Genomic DNA, 19,284 nt, shown 5'->3' on the forward strand with positions numbered 1-19,284 from the left:
CCGCCGCACTCCGAGAATCCTTCAGGAGCATCCCACGATGCAGATCGACCCTCGCGGCCCCCGCTTCGGTGCGGCCATAACCACTGTGGTCCTCGCGGCCGTCCTGGTGACGCGCAGCCCCTGGCTGCTCGCCGTCCAGACGCTCGTGTTCGCGCTGGGGGCCTTCGACGCCTCACCGTACGGACTGCTGTTCCGGCGGCTGGTGCGCCCTCGACTGGGGCCGCCGGCTGAGCTGGAGGACGCGGCTCCGCCGCGTTTCGCGCAGGTCGTGGGCTTCGGGTTCGCAATCGCGGGGCTGATCGGGTTCGCGGCAGGGATCGCGCCGTTGGCCTTGGGTGCGACAGCAGCGGCACTGCTGGCCGCCTTTCTCAACGCAGCGTTCGGCTTCTGCCTCGGCTGCGAGATGTACCTGATCATCCGCCGTCTACAACCTGGGAGATTGCAATGAGCCGCTCCGCCGTCCTGGTGGACGCCGACTGGGTCGAGGCCAACCTCGACACGCCCGGCATCGTGCTCGTCGAGGTGGACGAGGACACCAAGGCCTACGACAAGGGCCACATCCGCGGTGCCGTGAAGATCGACTGGAGGGACGACCTCCAGGACCCGGTCCGGCGCGACTTCGTCGACAAGGCGGGCTTCGAGGCCCTCCTGTCGTCGCGCGGCATCGCCAACGACGACACCGTCGTTCTCTACGGCGGCAACAACAACTGGTTCGCCGCCTACGCCTACTGGTACTTCAAGCTGTACGGCCACGACAACGTCAAGCTGCTCGACGGCGGCCGCAAGAAGTGGGAGCTCGAGTCCCGCGAGCTGGTCGAGGACGTGCCGAGCCGGGCGGCCACGCAGTACCAGGCCACGGAGCCCGACACCTCCATCCGCGCCTTCCGCGACGACGTCGTCGCCGCGATCGGCAAGCAGAACCTGGTCGACGTGCGCTCGCCCGACGAGTTCACCGGCAAGCTGCTCGCCCCGGCCCACCTGCCGCAGGAGCAGGCGCAGCGCGCCGGCCACGTGCCGACCGCCCGCAACATCCCGTGGTCCAAGGCGGCCAACGACGACGGCACCTTCCGCTCCGACGACGAGCTCAAGGAGCTCTACGCCGGCGCCGGCGTCGACTTCGGCAAGGACACCATCGCCTACTGCCGCATCGGCGAGCGGTCGGCGCACACCTGGTTCGTGCTGCACGAGCTGCTCGGCCAGGCGAACGTGAAGAACTACGACGGTTCATGGACCGAGTACGGCTCGCTCGTGGGCGTGCCGATCGAGCTGGGAGAGGCCCGCTGATGACTGCTGATGGATGCGCTGCCCCGGAGCAGACCGTTGCACTGCCGGCAGGCATCGACCTGTCGACCCAGGCCGTGATCCAGGGCGTGGTCTCCGGCGCCGACACGGCCTACGCCCGCCTGCTCGACCACTCCGGCGAGTTCACCGGGGAGGTCGTCGTCTCCGACGAGGGCGTCTTCCGCTTCTTCGCCGCCCCCGGTCAGTGGACCGTCCGCATCATCGCGGGCGGCGGCGTCACGAAGGACGTCCCGGTCGAGGCGAAGCTCGGTGAGGTCGCCCAGCTCGCCGTGGCCGTCTGATTCGCTGAACCCAAGGCCGGCGCGTTCGTCAACGCGCCGGCCTTTCGCATGCTCCTCCCGTGGCCGGGACGGCTCCCTCCGGCGTTCCGGCGGTGGAGCGTAGTACTACTTGGTAGCTGTAGTACGTGACAGGAGCAGGCCCCATGCGGCTGAACGGCAAGGGACAACTCACCATCCCAGCGGAGATCCGCGAGAAATACGGCCTGCATCCAGGTGACGAGATGGATGTGGTGGAGGTGGGCACCACCCTGCAGATCGTGCGCCGGGAGGGGGGCGCCACTCGTGGGCAGCGAGCCGTGCAGCGGCTGCGGGGAAGCGCGACCACATCCATGACCACAGACGAGATCATGGGCTTGCTCCGTGACGAGTAGGCTCCGCCTGGTCGGCGAGCAGGTCACTCTCGTCGACTCATGCGTTCTGCTGGACGTGGCGACGGATGATCGGGCCGACTGGTCGGCGAGAGCTCTCGGCCAGGCGCTCGACGGAGGACGGCTGGTCATCAATCCCATCGTCTACGCCGAGGTCTCGACCGGCTTCGCCAGAATCGAGGACCTTGACGACGCTCTGCCCGCGGAGGAGTTCGAGCGGGAGAAGATCCCCTTCGAAGCCGCATTCCTGGCCGGGAAGGCGTTCCTCACCTACCGGAGACGGGGAGGGGGGAAGACGTCCCCGCTCCCGGACTTCTTCATCGGCGCGCACGCGGCTGTGCGGGATTACCGCCTGCTCACCAGAGACGCGGCGCGTTATCGCAGCTACTTTCCGACGGTCGATCTCCTCACGCCCTGACACCACTGGTGGTGTTGTCGGCACATCATCGGATAAGCGGCCATAACCGATACCATGCGGCAGGTGTCTGGAACGTCCGCGCTTGCCGCCCCCCGCCAGGCCGCCGCCGCCCCCGGCAGGGCCACCTGGATGCTGTCTCCGTACTCACTGCCGCTGCACGCGCTGCGCATAGCGGCGAGGTGCGCGCTGCCGCTGATCCTCTGGTTCTCCCTGGGACGCGTCATCCGCTGGGGCCTGCTCCTGGTGGCGGCGACCATCTCGCACGGTTCGTGGTACCAGGCCCGGCTGATCGTGGTGCTGTTCCTGTTCACGCTCGTCGTGATGACCTCACTGGCCACGACAGCGGGCATGCTGTACGTCGTACGCGGCGCGCTCATGGAGACCCAGGCGCGGCGGGAGACCGACGACGGCCGGGAGAGCCTGCTGGGAGCCCTCAACCGGACGGCCCTGATCTTCGCCGGTCTCTACATGACCTGGGGGTTCGCTGCCCAGGACGCGGTGGACTTCGCGAACATCGACCTGATGCGCCAGCCCGACCGGGGCGTGATCGACGCCTTCACCGGCGATGACAGCGGCGTGATGGCCGGGCTGACCAGCCTCGACGTGAAGGTCTCCGTCGTAACGATGGCGGTAGCCTACGTGGTGAAAACCTTCTTCGGCCGCCGCCATGAGGCCGGGAACGGGCGCTTTTCCGGGATGCTCGCCACGTTCGGAGAGCTCGCCTTCGTGTTCTACGGGATCAACGCGCTGGGGGCCGCGGTGGGGACCCGTTCCGAGTGGCTGGGGCAGCGGAAGGTGGTGGCCGGGTGGCACGACCTGACGGCGAAGGCCGCCGAAGGCATCCCCGGTTGGAAGTCCGCCTGGGAGTGGGTGGGCGAGACCTGGCCCCACGTGATCGAGGCACTCGCGATCCCTCTCGTCTGGCTGACGGTCGGTATCCTCGTGTACGGCGCGTACGCCGACGACACCCGGACCACGATCCGCGGGACCCGCCTGGAGTTGGCCGCCGAGCATCTGGAGCGCACGCACAGCCTGACGCGGCGGGCGCTCACCAAGCTGAGCGACGGCTGGACGAGCCGCTGGATCCCGCTGCTGAACTCGCTGCGGCTGACCGGTCGGGGCGGGGCGCCGCTCTTCGGGCTGTTCGCGCTGTGCTACGTCGGCCTGAGCATCGGCGGCGACTACCTCGGCAGGGCGGGCCGCTACCTGATGGCGAGCGACAAGCCGTACTTCTGGCTGGTGACCGATGTGCCCGTCGACTTCGTGAAGGATCTCCTCGTCACCACGGTGACCATGTGCCTGATCGCGGCGACCTTCGACCTGGCGGCCACGCGGAACCGGCTCCGGCTCAGCGCAGGAACCTCAGCACCTGGTCCGGCTTCTCCTCCGTCTTCACCGCGTCCTTGAAGATGTCGCTCACCGACTGCTCGGGCACCTCGCGATAGGTGTTCGGCCGGAGCAGGACCTCGACCTGGTCGGCGACGGAGGGCGGGACCACTCCCACCAGTTCCATCCGGAACGGCGTGCCGATCTTGTTGTCCTTCGCCTCGGGCGGGGTCTCGTTCGAGAGCTCCTCGGTCCGCCACTTGCGTCCCGCCCGGTCGGTGAGCTGGACTTCGGGTGCGCCGTGCCGGATCGCCCCCTCGCCGTCGAGGGCCGTCCGGGTGGCCACGACCTTCACCCACTGACGGTCGGAGACGGCGGGCTTGCCGGTCGGATCGGGAATCCGGTCCAGAGTGACCTGCCACGACACGTGCTGCCACACGCCGGCCTGACCGTGCGGCACGAGGTGGACGACGTCTCTCGGTTGCCCGTACTCATAGACGCTGTAGCCGAACCACCCCGGGAGCGCGACGGCGAGCGCCACGGACAGCGCGGCCCCGGCGCCGAGCAGCGCGGTTCGCCGGCGCGGCGTCTTCGCCGGTGCCTGAGCGGCTACCGGAGCCGCAGCCGGGGGTGCGGGCGGCGCCGTCCGGTGTTGCGGGGGGAGGGGCCGGCTTTCGCGGACGGCCGGGAAGGGTTGCGTCGACCGATCCTCGGTCTCCGGGGCCGGCGGCCAGACCCGCATGTCGTGCGGTGGGCGGAGCGTACCCGGCACCGGGATGGGCAGGGGGCCGGGCGCCGGCGCGTGCACGGGCGCCGGCAGCGGCCCGCTGAGGGTGATGTCGGAGGGCTGGGCGGGCGGCGGCGCGAACCAGTCGCGGGCGTCGTCGTGGCTGTCGCGGTGCGGTGGGCCGTCCATCGGCGTCTCGTTCATGAGGTTTTGGGCACCAGTGAGTGGAAGGCCTCGGCCTGGGAGACGAGCCGGTCGCCTGCCGCCCCTGAGAGTCCCAAGTCGATCTCCACCTCCGGCGCGAAGCTGTCCACAGGGATGGCGCCGGTAGGCGGTCGGAATACGAAACGGGCACCGCGCACGGCATCCTTCGGCACCTCGAAGACGAGGACGCCGCTCGACCAGAGCCCCGGCTGGATCCACTTGTTGAACATCGTGAGGCTCTCGGCCACCTTGTCGGTCGGCTTGTAGCGGCGCCCGTCCCCGCTCATCAGGACCGGAGGAGTGAGCGCGGCCAGCTGCATCGGCTCTCTGGGAGTGGTGGCGACCATGTTGACGAGCAGGAACACGTTGCTGGTCCCCACCTTGCTCACCTTGTTGGAGAAGTCGGTGGTGTCCACCGCCCGGGCGGCGCCGACCGAGGTGACCTTCACCGTGAACCGGCCGGTCTCCACCGGCCGGCCGATGCCGCCCTTGTAGGTCAGGAATGCGCCAAGCTCCTCGAACGAGGGGGCGAAGGTCTGCGCGTAGACGGCCGCCGCCGCCAGTCCGAGCCCGGCGACTCCCGCCGCGATCCGGCGCAGGGCGCCCCGCCTGGCCGGTGGCCGCTGCCGGGTCGCGGGGGTGGTGACGGAAGCCTGAGGGTGCGTCACGGCCATCACCCGCGCTCCTGCCGTACGGGGAGGGAGATCCGCGCGGCGACGGTGGGGACGAACGTGTCTCCCTTGTCCTCGCCCACGAGCTGCCAGTAGTAGGTCTCGTCCCGCGCTCCGACCTTGTCCCAGACGAACGAGCCCACGTCCAGGTCGATCTTCTCCGGAGCGGTGGCGGCCGGCTCCAGGTCGAACTTGACCACGACCGTGGTGGTGATCCCGGGATGGAGTTGCTGGCTCTTGATCCCATAGCTCAGCACCGTCACCTCCGGGCCGTACTTGGTCTTGATCTCGGGCGTGATCCGCAGGAGCGAGCGGGCGAAGCCGGTCAGGTACGGGACCTTGGCGTCAGGCTTGGGCAGCATCCCGACCGAGGTGGTCTCGTCACCCATGTTGGTGACCTTCAGCACCAGCTCCAGGTAGCGCTTGGGCCCGCCGAAGTCGTCCTTCTCCGTGGTGTCGATCGCCTTGATGAACTGGGTGCGGAACTCGCCCTGATCGATCACCTCGCCCGGCTCCGCCTTCGGCGGCGGTTCTTCTGCGGCCTCCGCGAAGCCGCCGAAGAGGGCGGTGACGGCGACGCCCGCCGCCGCGAGCGCGGAGGCGACCGGGACCAGGACCGGGCGTCGGCGGCGCGCGCCGCGGGGGGGTGACGTCATGGCAAGGCATGGTAGTACGACCGCGTGTGCACCATCCGCCGCATTCGTCCCATCGCCGTGGTGAAATACGTCCGAATGGCGAGAAGCCCGCCCTCACAGGGCCTTCAGCTCCTACGCTGTGACCGAGGCGGACATGGAGGGCCTGTGGGCGACCCGCACCCCGAGCATGCCCAGCTTCAGGCGGATCGGATCTACCTGGGCTGGCAATACGCTCTGCTGTACCCGGATCCGGGGCCTCCGCCGAAGCGCCCGGCCCGGGAGGACGTCGCCCAGACGCCGGTCGACGACGGGTGGGCGCAGCGCGAGCGTCTCCAGAAGGACCTGCTCAACCGCCCGGTCCGCATCTTCCGCGCCTTCATGGCGGTGGTAGCCGCCGGCTTCCTCGTGCTCGGCGTGACAAGCCTGCTGAACTGGTCGTTCGTGCTCCTCGGCCTCGTCGCGGCGGGTGGTGCGGCGGCGATCTGCGGCTACGCGATCCACCAGGGCGACCGTACGGTCAACGAGCGGATCGACAAGCGGCGCGAGAAGGCCCAGCGCGAGCTGGACCGCAGGCAGCGGGAGATCGTCACGGCCCAGGAGGAGCACGCCGCCAAATACCGCGACTGGGCCGAGAAGAAGAACAAGTTCGACAAGCAGCTCACCTGGTACGCCGTGGCCGTGCCCGACGAGATCGACCGGGTCGACGTGGCGGGCGGCACGCTGCCCGGCTGGTCGGCCCTCGTCACACTGATCGGCGCGACCCGTCTCTACAGCGGCGGCCACCTGACCGTCCTCGACCTGTCCGAGGGCGCGATCGCCAAGGACCTCATCGAGCTGGCCCGCAGAGGCGGGGACGACCCCCTGGTCTGGGTGCTCCCCGTCGACCTGCCCCGGCTCGACCTCGGGGCGACGCTCAAGCCCGAGGCGTTCGCCGACGTGCTCGCCCATGTGGTGAGCGTCAGCGAGGAGACCAGCCGCGACATCGGCTTCGACAACGCGATCCTGGAGCGGGTCCTGGAGGTCCTCGGCGAGAACGCCACGATCAGCCAGGTCACCGCCGCCCTGCGTGCCCTCGCGCAGGTGGGCGACCCGCGCGACGACATGAAGTACGGCCTGCTGACCGCGTCGCAGCTCGAACGGATCGGCACGCTGTTCGGCCGCGGCGTGGCCGACCGCGTCGTCATCGAGCGGGCCTGGGCCCTGGAGTCCCAGTTACGCAAGCTGGAGACGCTCGGGTCGGAGGCCGTACGGCTGCCGCCGGCGCGGCTGAGAGTGGTCAGCATGGACCGGCAGGCCGGGGTGTTCGGCAACCGCGTCCTCGGCACGTACGTCGCGACCGCGCTCACCCACATCCTGCGGCAGTCGCCGGCGAGCGAGCGGCCCTGGTACCACACGATCATCGTCGCGGGGGCGGACAAGCTCCGCGGCGACGTGCTCGACCGGCTCATGGACGCCTGTGAGACCTCGCGCACCGGCCTGGTGCTGACCTACCGCAGCCTCACCCCCACGGTGAAGGAGCGGCTGGGCCGGGGCCACGCGGCCGTCGCCTTCATGCGCCTGGGCAACGCCGAGGACGCCCGTGTGGCGAGCGAGCACGTCGGCACCGAGCACCGGCTGGAGCTCGCCCAGCTCACCGAGACGTTCAGCTCCTCCCTCAACGCGCCCAGCGGCTTCTATACTTCGACCGTCGGGAGCGGCCGTACGGGGCCGGGGGAGAAGGGCGACGGCGACCTCAGGGAGGACATCACCGAGTCGACCGAATGGGGCAGGCACGCCCCGGCCGTCGCCGAGGGCGTGCTCCAGCGGTCGCGGGAGTTCCTGGTCGAGCCGCACCAGCTCCAGCAGCTCCCGACCACCTCCGTCATCGTCACGCACGCCACCGCCGACGGGCGGCAGGTGCGGCTCGCCGACGCGAACCCGGCCATCCTCACGTTCCCCAAGACCACTCTGGGGGAGTTCGAGGAGGTGCGGCGCGCCGCACTGGGCACCGAGGAGCCCGCTCCTCCCGAGCCCGAGGAGGACGCGCCGCCTCCCAACCTGGGCCCTCCGCCTCCCCGGCTGGACTGGCGCAAGCGGCCATGACAGCGTCCGCGTCCGGTAAGGGCATCGTCAACACGGGTGTGCGCACCTGATCGTTACAAGAGTCTCTTCCCTGTTCGTCGTCTAGTGAGGGGTCTCATGCAGCCGTTCCCCCTGAGCGGGCCGTGGTACCGGATCCAGGCGATCACCGCCCCCTCGCGCAGCTCGTCCGCGGAGTGGGACTTCGTCACGGTGCTCCCCGCGGTCCTGTCCGCCGCGCAGCGCAACCGCCCGTTCGTCATCGGCTGGCTGTCGCGGGGCTCGGGCGCGCCGCTGGAGCTGATCACCAACGCCGGTCCGCTCACACCGCCCCGCCCGCCCAGGCGGGCCGCCACGTCGGCCGAGGCGCCGGTCACCGGCCCGCAGCCGCTGCTGTTCCCCGGCGGCGCCCGGGGCGTCGAGATCGGCGAGGAGTGGCTGGCCGATCTGGCCGACCTCGTCTGGACGCCGTGCCCCGGCCGCCAGGCCCCGCCGCTCTACGGCAGGCGCGAGCCCGAGCCCGACGAGGTGAAGCGGCCCACGCTGTTCGAGTCGACGCTGGTCACGCTGATGTCCCGGCCGTTCGGATGGGTGGTCGTCGCCGAGCCGACCGATCTGCTCGACACCGAGGTCGCCCACCTGCGCACCCAGCTCAACGTCCTGCGGCAGTACGGCGACGCCTCCGAGCGGTCCCGGTTCGACGCCGAGCGCGCCGAGCGCAGGATGCAGGAGCTCGACGCCTTCCGCGAGGCCGGGCTGTGGAACGTCCGGGTGCTCGCGGGCGCGGCCGACCAGCACGAGCTGCGGCAGATCGCTCCCGTCCTCGTCGGCTCGGTCGAGATGAGCCACCATCCCTACCGGCTGCGCAGCGCCATGTCCCTGCCGGCCCTGTCGGGCGCGGCGGGGGCGTCGGGGGAGTCCGCCACCGAGTCGGTGTACGGCTTCACCGAGGCCCTGGCCGTCAACCTCCAGGATCCGGCCGACGGCGCGGCGGCGCCGTTCGCGGCGACGGCGGGCGCGCTGGCGGCCCTCGCGGGACTGCCGCGCCGGGAGGTGCCGGGTGTCCGGGTGCTCGACGCCGGCTTCTTCGACGTGACGAGCGAGGCCGAGGTGGAGGGCTCCACCGAGCTCATCGACCTCGGCGCGATCGTCGACGGGCAGGACCGTGAGGTCGGAACGTTCCGGGTGCCGCTGGCCACGCTGAACCGGCACGCGTTCGTCACCGGGGCGACCGGCTCGGGCAAGTCCCAGACCGTACGGCACCTGCTGGAGCAGCTCACCAAGGCCGGCATCCCCTGGCTCGCGATCGAGCCGGCCAAGTCCGAGTACGCCGCGATGGCCGGCCGGGTCGAGCACCTCGCCCCGCTGACCGTGATCAACCCGTCGGCGCCGGACAACGTGCCGATCAGCATCAACCCGCTCGCGCCCGAGCCCGGCTACCCCGTGCAGGCGCACATCGACATGGTGCGCGCCCTGTTCATGGCGGCCTTCGACGCCGAGGAGCCGTTCCCGCAGATCATGTCCCTCGCCCTGCAGCGCGTCTACGAGGCCAACGGCTGGGACGTGGTGACGGGCGGGGGCATCCCCGGGGCCGCCGTCCAGCCGGCCGTCCCGACGCTGGAGCAGCTCCAGCAGCACGCGCTGGAAGTGATCCAGGAGATCGGCTACGGGAACGAGGTGCAGGCCGACGTCGAGGGCTTCATCAGCCTGCGGCTGCGCAGCCTGCGCGTGGGAAGCGCGGGCAGGTTCTTCGAGGGCGGCCACCCGGCCGACATCGGCGGCCTGCTCCAGCGCAACGTGGTGCTCGCCATCGAGGACGTCGCCAACGACGAGGACAAGGCGTTCCTCATGGGCACGCTCATCATCCGGATCGTCGAGCACCTGCGGATGCGCGCGCGGCAGGAGCTGCGGCACGAGGACGGCGCGGGCGGCCTGCGGCACGTCATCGTGATCGAGGAGGCCCACCGGCTGCTGCGGGACCGCGGCTCCCAGCGCGCCTCCACCCACGCCGTCGAGCTGCTCGCCGGGATGCTCGCCGAGATCAGGGCGTACGGCGAGGGCATCGTGGTGGCCGAGCAGATCCCGACCAAGCTCGTCTCCGACGTGGTGAAGAACACCGCGCTCAAGGTGGTGCACCGCCTTCCGGCCGAGGACGACCGGCATCTCGTGGGCGCGGCGATGAACCTGAGCGAGGACCAGTCGCGCCAGGTCGTCTCGCTCCAGCCCGGCTTCGCCGCGGTCTTCGCCGACGGCATGGACCGGCCGCTGCGCATCCGGGTGCCGCTGGGGGAGGACCGCGAGCGCGTCACGCTGGGCCCGGTGCCGCCGATCTGCGGCCGCCGTTCGGCCGCCTGCGGACGCGAATGCCGTACGGGGAAGGCGTGCACGCTGGTCGAGCTGCGCGAGGCGGACCTGCTCGCCGTGGCGCCGGAATGGGCGTGGCTGCGCATCTGGACCGACACCGTCGTGCTCGCGTTCGTGACGAACCGGTCGCTGCCCGGCGTGCCGCGGGTGCTCGCCGACATCTGGGCGGAGCTGCCTCCCAAGCGTCGCGAATGCCTGCTCGCCACGCTGGCCGAGCGCGGCGTGTCCCGCCGCGCGTGGTCGCTGCGCACCTGGTTCGACCCGGCGTTACTCACGGAGAAGGCCGCGGAGGTCGCCGCCGGGCTGCTCGGCTCCGGGCTGCCGGATGCCGGTCAGGTCGACCCGGCGGACGGCGACCGGCCGATGCAGGCGGGCGAACGGCCGGGCCAGGCGTGGGTCATCCCCCAGGTGAGGTGGCTGCACGAGGTGGACAGGCTGTTCCCGTTCGGCCATCCGGCGCCCAACCTGCGCAGCCCGGCCCCGGCCATGGAGTATCCGCTGTTCGGCACCGACCCGGCCGGCCGGCCGTACCCGCACCAGGGGTTGAACGGATCGGCCCCCGCCGGGGCGGGCGACGGCGCGGTCGCCGTGAGCGTCCGGACCGAGCTGCTCGGCCACCGCGCCAAGGCGCTGCGCCACCACCCGCTGTCGATGGAGGTGGACCGCAACCGCGCGCTCGCGTGGCGGGCCATCCTCGGCGACGACGAGCACGAGGGCATCCAGCGCGACGTGACCACCGTCGCGATCGGGGTCGAGCCGCGCGAGCGGGTCAAGTACGTGGCGCAGACGATGGGGGCGGGCTGGCTGGAGACGGTGCTGTCGTGGCCGCGCCGCTTCGTCCTGCCCTTCGACGGGGAGACACCCGTCGAGCTGTCCTTCCCCGACCCGCTCGGCGGCTGAATCGGCGGTGCCTACCGTGGCTGCGCCGGATACAGCCAGCGCAGCGCGGCGAGGCTCTTGTCGAAGTACTCGCGATGCCCTGTCTCGAGCCCGTAGGCCATCTCCTCGAAGACGCCGCACCTGGCGTAGAAGGCCGCGCGCGCGACGATCGCCTCCGTCTCGTGGACGTCGGCCGGGTAGCCGCGCAGGGCCACGCGGACGGCGTCCGGGCCGAGGTCGCGGTAGAGGAGGCCGAAGTCGCAGGCCGGGTCGACGATGGCGGCGTCGCTCCAGTCGATGACGCCCGTCACCGCCCAGGTGACCGGGTCGACGAGAACGTGCTCGATCCCCAGATCGTTGTGGGAGAACGCCAGAGCGGGCCCGTCAGCGGGCGGCGGCGCGTCCAGGAACGCCTCCACGGCCGGGCGGTGCGCCGCCGGCACGTGTGGGGCGAGGTCGGCGTAGAGCTGCGCGGCCTCGCTCAGCCACAGCGCCTTCGGCTCGTCGTCGGTGCCCACCAGGCCGGCCACCAGGTCGGCCGTCGGGCCGGCCGAAACGCTGTGCAGCGCGGCGAGCAGCTCGCCGAGCGCGGCGGCGATCGAGGCGCCGTGGGCCGATCGCCGCGAAGAAGGCACGTCGATCAGCGGCAGGCCCGGGAGTTTGAAGTAGGCAAGGCAGCCCTGCTCGGCGGCCGTGAAGGCCGGCTCGGGGACCGGAAGCGGTGAGATGCCCGCGACGGTGGCGAGCAGGCGAGCCTCGTCGTTGACGTTCGCGGCCCGGCGCCGCGGGTCGGGCTCCTTGGAGAATCGCACGATCAGCTCGCCGTTGACCTCGTACGCGGCGTTGTCCTGCCCCTCGCCGAGGAGCACCACGGTGTCGATCAGGTAGCCGGGCAGGTGCGTCGCGACGACGCCGCCGACGTCTCCGGCGCGGTCGCGGCTCAGGGGTTCCACGCCGAGACCCTACGTCGCCGCGTGGCGGCTCACGCGCCGGGCGTCCGTCCGGGGCGGCGCGCGCGGCTAGGATCGCGGGCATGAGTCAGCTTCCGTTGCGGGCGCAGCTCGCCAGTGCCCTCGGCCGTACGGCCGCGACGCTGTCCAGGGCCACCGGGCGCGGCGACGGTTCGGTCATCGGCGGCAGGGTCGGCCTCATGCTGGAGCCCGACCTTCTGCGCAAGCTCGCGGCCGACCGTGAGGTCGTCCTGGTCAGCGCCACGAACGGCAAGACCACGACGACCCGCCTGATCACCTCGGCGTTGCAGGAGCTCGGCGGCGTGGCGACCAACGCGTACGGCGCGAACATGCCCGCCGGTCACGTGTCGGCCCTGTCGTCGGCCAAGGACGCGCCGTACGGCGTGCTTGAGGTCGACGAGAAGTACCTCCCGGAGGTGCTCGACACGACCGGCGCCGGGATCGTCTGTCTGATGAACCTCAGCCGCGACCAGATGGACCGTGCGGCCGAGATCTGGCTGCTCGCGCAGAAGTGGCGGCGCGCGCTCGACGGCAGGCCCGCCCACGTCATCGCCAACTGCGACGACCCGCTCGTCACGTGGGGCGCGTCCACCGCCGCCCGGGTCACCTGGGTCGCGGCCGGGCAGCGCTGGCGTGAGGACTCCTGGTGCTGCCCCGAGTGCGGCGGCCCCCTCGACCGGGCCGGGTCGGGCGCGATCGGGCAGGGCGGCGGTGTGACCCAGGTCACCGACGCGAGCTGGGCCTGCCGCGAGTGCACCTTCCACCGTCCCGAGCCCAACTGGGTGCTCGACGGCGAGGACGTCGTGGACCCGCGCGGGGCGCGGTGGCGGCTCGATCTGCAGCTCCCGGGCCAGGCGAACCGGGCGAACGCCGCGATGGCGCTGGCGACCGTGGAGGCGCTGGGCCTGGACGCCGGAAGGGCGCTGCCCCGGCTGCGCACCGTCACCTCGGTGGCCGGGCGCTACACCACGGTGGAGCGCGACGGCAGGGTGCTGCGGCTGCTGCTGTCGAAGAACCCGGCGGGCTGGCTGGAGGCGTTCGACGTCGCCGACCCGGCTTTGCCGATCATCTTGTCGGTCAACGCCCAGGGGCCGGACGGCCGCGACACCTCCTGGCTGTGGGATGTGGACTACCGCATCCTCACGGGCCGGCCGGTGTACGTGACCGGGGAGCGCCGCCTCGACCTGGCTCTGCGGCTCGCCGTGGCGGGCGTGCCGTTCCAGCTCTGCGAGTCGTTCGAGCAGGCGCTGACGGCCCTGCGGCCCGGCAGGATCGACGTCATCGCCAACTACACCGCGTTCCAGCAGATCCGAGCGGAGTTCGGCCGTGCAGTCTGAATTGTCAATCGTCTGGATCTATCCGGACCTGCTCAGCACCTACGGCGATCAGGGCAACGTCCTGGTCCTGGAGCAGCGGGCCCGCGCACGCGGCTTCCGGACCCGTACGGTCCACGTCCGCTCCTCCGACCCGGTGCCGGAGCAGGGGAACATCTACCTGATCGGCGGCGGCGAGGACCGGCCGCAGATCCTCGGGGCCGAGCGGCTGCGCAAGGACGGCGGCCTGCACGCGGCCGTCAACCGGGGCGCGGCGCTGCTGGCGGTGTGCGCCGGCTACCAGATCATGGGCTCGGTGTTCGGCGGCGAGGAGGGGCAGCCCGTGCCCGGCATCGAGCTGCTCGACATCAGCTCGGGCCGGGGCGAGCGCCGTTCGGTGGGCGAGCTGGCGGCCGAGGTCGACCCGGCGCTGGGGCTGCCCATGCTGACCGGCTTCGAGAACCACATGGGCGTCACCCGGCTCGGTCCCGGCGTCCGGCCGTTGTCGCGCACGATCGTCGGCACCGGCAACGGCGACGGCACCGAGGGCTGCTACGCGGGCCGGATCATCGGCACCTACCTCCACGGCCCGGCGCTGGCCCGCAACCCCGCCCTCGCCGACCTGCTGCTGAGCTCGGTCGCCGGCCCGCTCCCGGCGATCGACGACGGCTGGTACCAGGCGCTGCGCGACGAGCGCCTGGCCGCCGTGCTGCCCAAGTCGGGCTGACCCTGGCGCTCGCTTAATTGGCGGCGGCCCAGGTCAGGGATGATCAGGGCCGCCAGACCCAGTTCTGGCGTTCGTACAGGACCTCGAACCCGGCGCGCAGCATGTTGTGCAGCGACGAGTTGTGCTCGCCGGGAGCCTCGGCGCCGGTCTCCGCGACCAGCCATCGGCATCCCGCGGCGCCGGCGGCGGCGGCGCGTGCGGCGAGGAGCGCCGACTGGGCGCCCCGTCGGCGGGCGTGCGGCAGGGTGGACCCGGCGAACATCTGCGCGGTGTCCTGGCGCACGTACACGGTCCCTGCCGCCACCAGGTCATCGCCCTCCCACGCGCCGTACGAGTGCCAGCCCGACCGGCCGACGGAGGACGCCACCATCTCCGACAGGTGTTCCTCCGGCATCCCGAAGACCCGGAGCACCACCGACGCCCATGCGGCGGCCTGTTCCGGCTCGACGCGCCTCACCCGCAGGGTCTCCTGCCACCCCGTGGTGGGGGCGGGGGCCTGCGCGTCGCACACGAGCTTCACCCAGGGCGACCCGGCCCGCAGGTTCAGCCGCGCGCAGATGTCGGCCCAGTCCTCGGGCAGCACGGAGGGCGCCAGCTGGAAGGTGGCGATCGGCGTCCGGTGGAACCGGTAGAAGGCGCAGACCTCGTCCATGAGATCCGCGGTCACCGGCTCGTCGATGCCGAACCCCAGCGCCTTGCTCCAGAACTCGGTGGGGTCGTCGCGCATCGACAGCGCGACGCCGCCCCCGATCCGCAGCGCGTCGATGCCCAGGGCGGCCCGTACGGAGGCGGGAGCGCCCGCCACGAAGTCGTACACCGCCTCGGCCTCGGACCTCTCCGCCAGTGCGGGCGGGATGTTCATGGTGGTGCTTCCCCGATGCGATGGTCGTGGCGGTGCCGGGATCAGTAGACGAGAGCCTGGACGCCCTCGGTCAGGATCTCCTCCACGAACGTGGACGCCCCCGCGATGCGGACTCCCTCGATGAGGTCGTCGATGGTGATGCCCCTGCGGGCCGCGCACTGGGTGCACAGGGTGACCCTGCCCCCGGCGAGCACGGCTTCCAGCAGGTCCTCCAGCGGCGGCGCCTCCGCCAGGGCGAACTCCTTCGCCCGGCCCGGCAGGGAGAACCACGCGGACTCTCCGGTCAGCCAGAGCGAGACCGGGACCCCGCTGGCCAGCGCGGCCGCCGCGACGGTGAAGGCCTGACTGCACCGCTCCGGTGCGTCGGCCCCCGCCGTCACCTTGATCACAAGTGATCGTGCCATGGTGGCAGCCTAGTCGGCGCTCGATACGCCCGCTGCGCTGCATGCCGTACAAGTTGGACAAGATGCGCTAATGCCTAGAAGCGCGGCCCTTCCGGGGAGGGGGTGGAGCCCCGTCCGGCGGCCTTTAAGCTCGTGCCCATGGACGTACACCCCGACCTTGAGCCGATCGCCTTCCTCCTGGGCCACTGGGAGGGGGCCGGCGTGATCGGCTATCCCACGATGGAGAGCGCGAACTTCGGCCAGGAAGTGGTGTTCGGCCACAACGGCAAGCCGTTCCTGAGCTACCGGAGCCGCACCTGGCTGCTGGACGCCGAGGGCGCGAAGGTCCGGCCCCTGTCGAGCGAGTCCGGCTACTGGCGGATCCAGCCGGAGCGCCAGCTGGAGGTCTGTCTCGCGCATCCCACCGGCATCGTCGAGATCTACGTCGGAGAGGTCGTCTTCCACAAGATCGAGCTGGAGACGGACGTGGTCGCCCGGACGACGACCGCCAAGGAGTACAACGCGGGCCGCCGGCTCTACGGACTCGTCAACGGCAGCCTGATGTACGCCTACGACATGGCGGCGATGGGCCAGCCCCTCCAGTCGCACGCCTCGGCGGAGCTGAAGAAGGTCGCCGACTTCGTCCCCGACGCCTGACGCGAGGCCCTCTGCGGGCCTTCACGGACTATCGTCCCCGACGCCTGAGGCGCACTGCACCGTCTGCGGGCCCTCGCGGGCTTTCGTCCCCGACGCCTGAGGCGCACCGCACCGTCTGCGGGTCCTCGCGGACTTTCGTCCCCGACGCCTGAGGCGCGACCCTCCACGGCCTCTCGGGGAGTATTGCCCCGACGCCTGAGGCGCGACCGTCTACGGCCCTTCGGGGGTTCGGCCGCTGCTCGCGCCCGCGCGCGTGTTTCCCGGCCCCACTGTCGCGCCATCACAAGGCATGCCTGGCGGCGTTGGCCGCCATCTCACGCGCCGTACGCAGCGGGCAGAGGTTTCTCTGTCCCGCTGTGATACTGTCCACCAAACAGTTGGTTGAACGGTAGGTGGATGGGATGGCTGATCATGTGGACCGCCGGCAGGCGCTGATCCGTGCGGCGTTTTCGGCGATCGCCGAGCGGGGCTTCGAGGGCTTCCGGCTGCGGCCGATCGCTGCGAGCGCGGGCATCGACCATTCCACGCTGCACCACTATTTCGCGACAAAGGAAGATCTCATCGCCGCGGTCCTCGAGCACGTCACCAGCCAGCTCGAGGGCACCATGCGCACCGACATGGAGCCCGCCGCCCGGTTGCGGCACCACCTGGACGCGATCGCCGCGGCGATCGTGGAACGGCCCGAGCTGTTCGTCGTGCTGGACGAGCTCGATCTGCGTGCCCGCCGCGACCCGACGATGGCCGTCGACGTCAGACGCGACGAGCAGGGCTGGCGAGCCGCACTCTCGGCGCTCTTCGAAGAGGGCAACGAGCAACGGGCCTGGTCGGTCGACGTCGACGCCAGCGTGGAGCTGGTGATCGCCACTCTCAAAGGCATTCGCCTACATCCCGACACGGCCGCGGCCGTCGTCAGGCAGCTGTGCGACCTCTTCTCGTCGGGAGACGCGTCATGATCGATGTAATCATCGTCGGCGGCGGCATCGGCGGCCTCGCGCTCGCGCAAGGCCTTCGCAAGCACGGGGTCGGGGTGGCCGTATACGAGCGGGACGCGCATCGTGACGACCGCCTGGACCGATACCGGCTCGCGATCAACCCGGCGGGCAGCCGGTCGCTGCGGGCCTGCCTGCCCGATCAACGGTGGCAGGCGTTCCTGGACACCGCGGGTCGCCCCGGTGGCGGCTTCGGCTTCCTCGGTACCGACTTGTGCGAGCTGGTCGTCGTCGAAGACGAGATCATGTACCCGGACACCCTCGACCCCGCCGAGCGGTCCTACCCGGTCGATCGCCACACGCTGCGTGGAATCCTGCTCGACGGACTCGGCGCCGATGTCCACTACGGCAAGACCTTCGACCGCTATGAGCTGGCCGCGGACGGCCGCCCCACCGCGCATTTCGCCGACGGCACCTCGGCCGGCGGCGACGTCCTCGTCGGCGCCGACGGGATCAACTCCCGCCTGCGCGCGCAGTACCTGCCCGCCGCCACCCGCCGCGACACCGGCGCGGTCGGTGTCGGACTCAAGCTCCCGCTCAACGATGACACCCGGGCCTGGCTGCCCGCACGGCTCGGCCAGGGCATGAACCTCGTTCTTCCGGTCGCGCCGTGCTTCCTGTTCACCTCGGTGTTCGAACGTCAACGGCCGGCCGGGGACGACTACCTGCTGTGCGCCTTCGTCGCCCGCAAAGACCGGTTCCCCGCACATCCTGAGCGCCTCGACGGCGCCCAGCTCAAGGCTCACATCGGCGGCCTGATCGCCGGCTGGCACCCGGCGCTGCGCCGGCTCATCGACCAGTGCCCGCCCCACGACGTGAGCGCGTTCCCGTTCCAGGCCTCCGGCCACCCGGCGCCCTGGGCGCCTTCGCGGGTCACCGTCCTCGGTGACGCCGTGCACGGCATGCCACCGGCCGGCGGCAACGGCGCCAACACCGCCCTGCGCGACGCCGCTCTGCTCACCCGCCGGCTGTCGCAGGCCGCCCGGGGCGAGCTGCCCCTGCTCGACGCGATCGGCGGGTACGAGGCCGAGATGCGCGATTACGGCTTCCAGGCTGTCGACCTCGCGATGAAAACCCTCCGGCAGGGAATGTCGAGCAACCTGTTCGACGCGTTCTTCAGCCGCAACTGGTTCCGTCTCTGCGACAGGGCCGCGCCGCTGCGCCGCATGACGTTCGGCGGTAGCTGGGCGGCGGTCAGCGCCCCCCGCGAATGGGAGCGCGAGATGGCCGGGTCGATCCCCGCGCCATGAGGCGACCGTGCGCCCTCGGGCCGCAGAGGCACACCTGCCTGAGGTGACGGCTGCGGTGAGGGGGGACATGGAAGAGCCCCGGGCGTGCTCCGTCTCCCGAGGAGACGGGCCGACTGGACCATGGGCGGAGACGATGCGTCTTCCGTCCGCCGGCCGCCCGGGGCTCCGGTGTCTGTCGAGGATTCGCCGGGACGTCGTCAGACATCCAGACGGAGGGTCCAGATGGACGCGTCCTAGCGGACAGCCACCTCGCTAGTCCAATAATGATCAACCATTGTTCGGACCACCTCCCTTCTGCGTGCCTTCACGCTATGCGAACGATCAGGCGGCGGGCAATCAATTAAGCGTCCAGCGAATCGGCCGGCTCGCGCCGGGGCTCGATGGACCGCGCTCGCGGCTCATAAACTCTGCTCATGGCCGAGACATGGCACGAGGAGCTGCGGGCCCGCGGTTATCGGATCACCCCGCAGCGCCAGCTGGTGCTGGAGGCCGTCACCGAGCTGGGCCACGCCACCCCGGAGGACATCTGCTCCCGGGTGCAGCAGACGGCCAGGGGTGTCAACATCTCGACCGTCTACCGCACGCTTGAGCTGCTCGAAGAGCTCGGCCTGGTCACCCACACCCATCTCGGCCACGGCGCGCCGACCTACCATCTCGCCTCCGAGGCCGACCATGTGCACCTCGTGTGCCGCAAGTGCGGGGTGGTCACCGAAGTGCCTCCCGAGCTGGTCGCAGGCCTGGTCGCGGCGCTCGACTCCGAGCTGGGCTTCGCCACCGACGTCCGCCACCTCACCGTCTTCGGGCAGTGCCGCGACTGCCGCTGACGCCGTACGCCGCAGGTTTTCCACAGCCGGTACGGCGCGAGGGGCGCACGCCGTGGGGACCTAATAGCCTTGGGG

General features: G+C 71.1%; 20 protein-coding genes. 14 read left to right on the forward strand and 6 right to left on the reverse strand.

The genetic code is table 11. The annotated features are described in order from the left end of the window. Window positions 1-37 precede the first annotated feature (37 nt). From AB0B72_RS09635 to AB0B72_RS09660, 6 genes are all read left to right on the forward strand, one after another. Window positions 38-448, forward strand: a complete 411-nt coding sequence (locus AB0B72_RS09635; protein WP_367738168.1) for a DUF4395 domain-containing protein — start codon at window positions 38-40, stop codon at window positions 446-448. Beyond that, entirely contained in the window at window positions 445-1,284 is an 840-nt protein-coding gene (locus tag AB0B72_RS09640; RefSeq protein ID WP_367738169.1) for a sulfurtransferase, read from the forward strand. Before AB0B72_RS09635 ends, AB0B72_RS09640 begins: the two co-directional genes overlap by 4 nt. Further along, window positions 1,284-1,583 (forward strand): DUF1416 domain-containing protein, encoded by a 300-nt coding sequence (locus AB0B72_RS09645; protein WP_367738170.1) that lies wholly within the window; start codon window positions 1,284-1,286, stop codon window positions 1,581-1,583. Before AB0B72_RS09640 ends, AB0B72_RS09645 begins: the two co-directional genes overlap by 1 nt. A 143-nt stretch (window positions 1,584-1,726) precedes the next feature. Next, the gene (locus AB0B72_RS09650; RefSeq protein WP_367738171.1) at window positions 1,727-1,954 is read left to right on the forward strand and encodes an AbrB/MazE/SpoVT family DNA-binding domain-containing protein; all 228 of its coding nucleotides are present in this window, start codon (window positions 1,727-1,729) and stop codon (window positions 1,952-1,954) included. Further along, complete coding sequence (locus tag AB0B72_RS09655; RefSeq protein WP_367738172.1) at window positions 1,944-2,369, forward strand: type II toxin-antitoxin system VapC family toxin; 426 nt, start codon at window positions 1,944-1,946, stop codon at window positions 2,367-2,369. The genes AB0B72_RS09650 and AB0B72_RS09655 overlap by 11 nt, the downstream gene beginning before the upstream one ends. Window positions 2,370-2,432: 63 nt before the next feature. Continuing rightward, window positions 2,433-3,776 carry a hypothetical protein gene (locus tag AB0B72_RS09660; protein WP_367738173.1) on the forward strand — a complete coding sequence of 448 codons (1,344 nt, stop codon included), beginning with the start codon at window positions 2,433-2,435 and terminating at the stop codon, window positions 3,774-3,776. Here AB0B72_RS09660 and AB0B72_RS09665 read toward each other — a convergent pair. Genes AB0B72_RS09665 through AB0B72_RS09675 form a run of 3 tightly spaced genes read right to left on the reverse strand, consistent with a single transcriptional unit; the run spans window position 3,718 to window position 5,953 of the window. Next, a complete protein-coding gene (locus AB0B72_RS09665) occupies window positions 3,718-4,626 on the reverse strand; it encodes a hypothetical protein (RefSeq protein WP_367738174.1) in 909 nt (302 codons plus the stop codon). The two genes, AB0B72_RS09660 and AB0B72_RS09665, sit on opposite strands and share 59 nt — an antisense overlap. After that, window positions 4,623-5,300: a DUF4352 domain-containing protein gene (locus AB0B72_RS09670; RefSeq protein WP_367738175.1), complete on the reverse strand. Its 678-nt coding sequence runs from the start codon at window positions 5,298-5,300 to the stop codon at window positions 4,623-4,625. The genes AB0B72_RS09665 and AB0B72_RS09670 overlap by 4 nt, the downstream gene beginning before the upstream one ends. After that, window positions 5,300-5,953: a hypothetical protein gene (locus AB0B72_RS09675; RefSeq protein ID WP_367738176.1), complete on the reverse strand. Its 654-nt coding sequence runs from the start codon at window positions 5,951-5,953 to the stop codon at window positions 5,300-5,302. Before AB0B72_RS09675 ends, AB0B72_RS09670 begins: the two co-directional genes overlap by 1 nt. Before the next feature lie 144 nt (window positions 5,954-6,097). Between AB0B72_RS09675 and AB0B72_RS09680 the strand changes: the two genes are divergently transcribed. Beyond that, entirely contained in the window at window positions 6,098-8,014 is a 1,917-nt protein-coding gene (locus AB0B72_RS09680) for a hypothetical protein (protein ID WP_367738177.1), read from the forward strand. A 96-nt stretch (window positions 8,015-8,110) separates the two neighbouring features. Next, window positions 8,111-11,254 (forward strand): ATP-binding protein, encoded by a 3,144-nt coding sequence (locus AB0B72_RS09685; protein WP_367738178.1) that lies wholly within the window; start codon window positions 8,111-8,113, stop codon window positions 11,252-11,254. Window positions 11,255-11,265: 11 nt separating this feature from the next. Here the strand turns inward: AB0B72_RS09685 and AB0B72_RS09690 are convergent, their stop codons facing one another. After that, a complete protein-coding gene (locus AB0B72_RS09690) occupies window positions 11,266-12,186 on the reverse strand; it encodes a phosphotransferase family protein (protein WP_367738179.1) in 921 nt (306 codons plus the stop codon). Window positions 12,187-12,266: 80 nt separating this feature from the next. On the opposite strand from AB0B72_RS09690, the gene AB0B72_RS09695 reads away from it, so the two are divergent. Together AB0B72_RS09695 and AB0B72_RS09700 are read left to right on the forward strand one after the other, a co-directional pair. After that, complete coding sequence (locus AB0B72_RS09695) at window positions 12,267-13,541, forward strand: MurT ligase domain-containing protein (protein WP_367738180.1); 1,275 nt, start codon at window positions 12,267-12,269, stop codon at window positions 13,539-13,541. After that, window positions 13,531-14,244 carry a type 1 glutamine amidotransferase gene (locus AB0B72_RS09700; RefSeq protein ID WP_367738181.1) on the forward strand — a complete coding sequence of 238 codons (714 nt, stop codon included), beginning with the start codon at window positions 13,531-13,533 and terminating at the stop codon, window positions 14,242-14,244. The genes AB0B72_RS09695 and AB0B72_RS09700 overlap by 11 nt, the downstream gene beginning before the upstream one ends. Window positions 14,245-14,287: 43 nt before the next feature. On the opposite strand, the gene AB0B72_RS09705 is transcribed toward AB0B72_RS09700, so the two are convergent. Together AB0B72_RS09705 and AB0B72_RS09710 are read right to left on the reverse strand one after the other, a co-directional pair. Next, the gene (locus AB0B72_RS09705) at window positions 14,288-15,106 is read right to left on the reverse strand and encodes a hypothetical protein (RefSeq protein WP_367738182.1); all 819 of its coding nucleotides are present in this window, start codon (window positions 15,104-15,106) and stop codon (window positions 14,288-14,290) included. Between the two features lie 41 nt (window positions 15,107-15,147). Further along, window positions 15,148-15,510, reverse strand: a complete 363-nt coding sequence (locus AB0B72_RS09710) for a DsrE family protein (protein ID WP_367738183.1) — start codon at window positions 15,508-15,510, stop codon at window positions 15,148-15,150. A gap of 138 nt (window positions 15,511-15,648) precedes the next feature. Here AB0B72_RS09710 and AB0B72_RS09715 point away from each other — a divergent pair, with 138 nt between their 5' ends. From AB0B72_RS09715 to AB0B72_RS09730, 4 genes are all read left to right on the forward strand, one after another. After that, window positions 15,649-16,146, forward strand: coding sequence for an FABP family protein (locus AB0B72_RS09715; protein ID WP_367738184.1), 498 nt, complete (start codon window positions 15,649-15,651; stop codon window positions 16,144-16,146). Window positions 16,147-16,547: 401 nt separating this feature from the next. Further along, on the forward strand, window positions 16,548-17,099 hold the full coding sequence (locus AB0B72_RS09720) for a TetR/AcrR family transcriptional regulator (protein WP_367738185.1): 552 nt from the start codon (window positions 16,548-16,550) through the stop codon (window positions 17,097-17,099). Next, window positions 17,096-18,385 carry an FAD-dependent oxidoreductase gene (locus tag AB0B72_RS09725; RefSeq protein ID WP_367738186.1) on the forward strand — a complete coding sequence of 430 codons (1,290 nt, stop codon included), beginning with the start codon at window positions 17,096-17,098 and terminating at the stop codon, window positions 18,383-18,385. Before AB0B72_RS09720 ends, AB0B72_RS09725 begins: the two co-directional genes overlap by 4 nt. A gap of 413 nt (window positions 18,386-18,798) precedes the next feature. Then, entirely contained in the window at window positions 18,799-19,209 is a 411-nt protein-coding gene (locus AB0B72_RS09730) for a Fur family transcriptional regulator (protein WP_367738187.1), read from the forward strand. The last annotated feature ends 75 nt before the right edge of the window (window positions 19,210-19,284 follow it).

The sequence above is a fragment of the Microbispora sp. NPDC049125 genome (assembly GCF_040802045.1).
GTDB lineage: Bacteria > Actinomycetota > Actinomycetes > Streptosporangiales > Streptosporangiaceae > Microbispora.

Bases quoted from the DNA above. Each gene is read 5' to 3' on its own strand.
- AB0B72_RS09635 (WP_367738168.1), top strand. From the start codon at position 38: ATGCAGATCGACCCTCGCGGCCCCCGCTTCGGTGCGGCCATAACCACT.
- AB0B72_RS09640 (WP_367738169.1), top strand. From the start codon at position 445: ATGAGCCGCTCCGCCGTCCTGGTGGACGCCGACTGGGTCGAGGCCAAC.
- AB0B72_RS09645 (WP_367738170.1), top strand. From the start codon at position 1,284: ATGACTGCTGATGGATGCGCTGCCCCGGAGCAGACCGTTGCACTGCCG.
- AB0B72_RS09650 (WP_367738171.1), top strand. From the start codon at position 1,727: ATGCGGCTGAACGGCAAGGGACAACTCACCATCCCAGCGGAGATCCGC.
- AB0B72_RS09665 (WP_367738174.1), bottom strand. From the start codon at position 4,626: ATGAACGAGACGCCGATGGACGGCCCACCGCACCGCGACAGCCACGAC.
- AB0B72_RS09670 (WP_367738175.1), bottom strand. From the start codon at position 5,300: ATGGCCGTGACGCACCCTCAGGCTTCCGTCACCACCCCCGCGACCCGG.
- AB0B72_RS09675 (WP_367738176.1), bottom strand. From the start codon at position 5,953: ATGACGTCACCCCCCCGCGGCGCGCGCCGCCGACGCCCGGTCCTGGTC.
- AB0B72_RS09685 (WP_367738178.1), top strand. From the start codon at position 8,111: ATGCAGCCGTTCCCCCTGAGCGGGCCGTGGTACCGGATCCAGGCGATC.
- AB0B72_RS09695 (WP_367738180.1), top strand. From the start codon at position 12,267: ATGAGTCAGCTTCCGTTGCGGGCGCAGCTCGCCAGTGCCCTCGGCCGT.
- AB0B72_RS09705 (WP_367738182.1), bottom strand. From the start codon at position 15,106: ATGAACATCCCGCCCGCACTGGCGGAGAGGTCCGAGGCCGAGGCGGTG.
- AB0B72_RS09710 (WP_367738183.1), bottom strand. From the start codon at position 15,510: ATGGCACGATCACTTGTGATCAAGGTGACGGCGGGGGCCGACGCACCG.
- AB0B72_RS09715 (WP_367738184.1), top strand. From the start codon at position 15,649: ATGGACGTACACCCCGACCTTGAGCCGATCGCCTTCCTCCTGGGCCAC.
- AB0B72_RS09720 (WP_367738185.1), top strand. From the start codon at position 16,548: ATGGCTGATCATGTGGACCGCCGGCAGGCGCTGATCCGTGCGGCGTTT.
- AB0B72_RS09725 (WP_367738186.1), top strand. From the start codon at position 17,096: ATGATCGATGTAATCATCGTCGGCGGCGGCATCGGCGGCCTCGCGCTC.
- AB0B72_RS09730 (WP_367738187.1), top strand. From the start codon at position 18,799: ATGGCCGAGACATGGCACGAGGAGCTGCGGGCCCGCGGTTATCGGATC.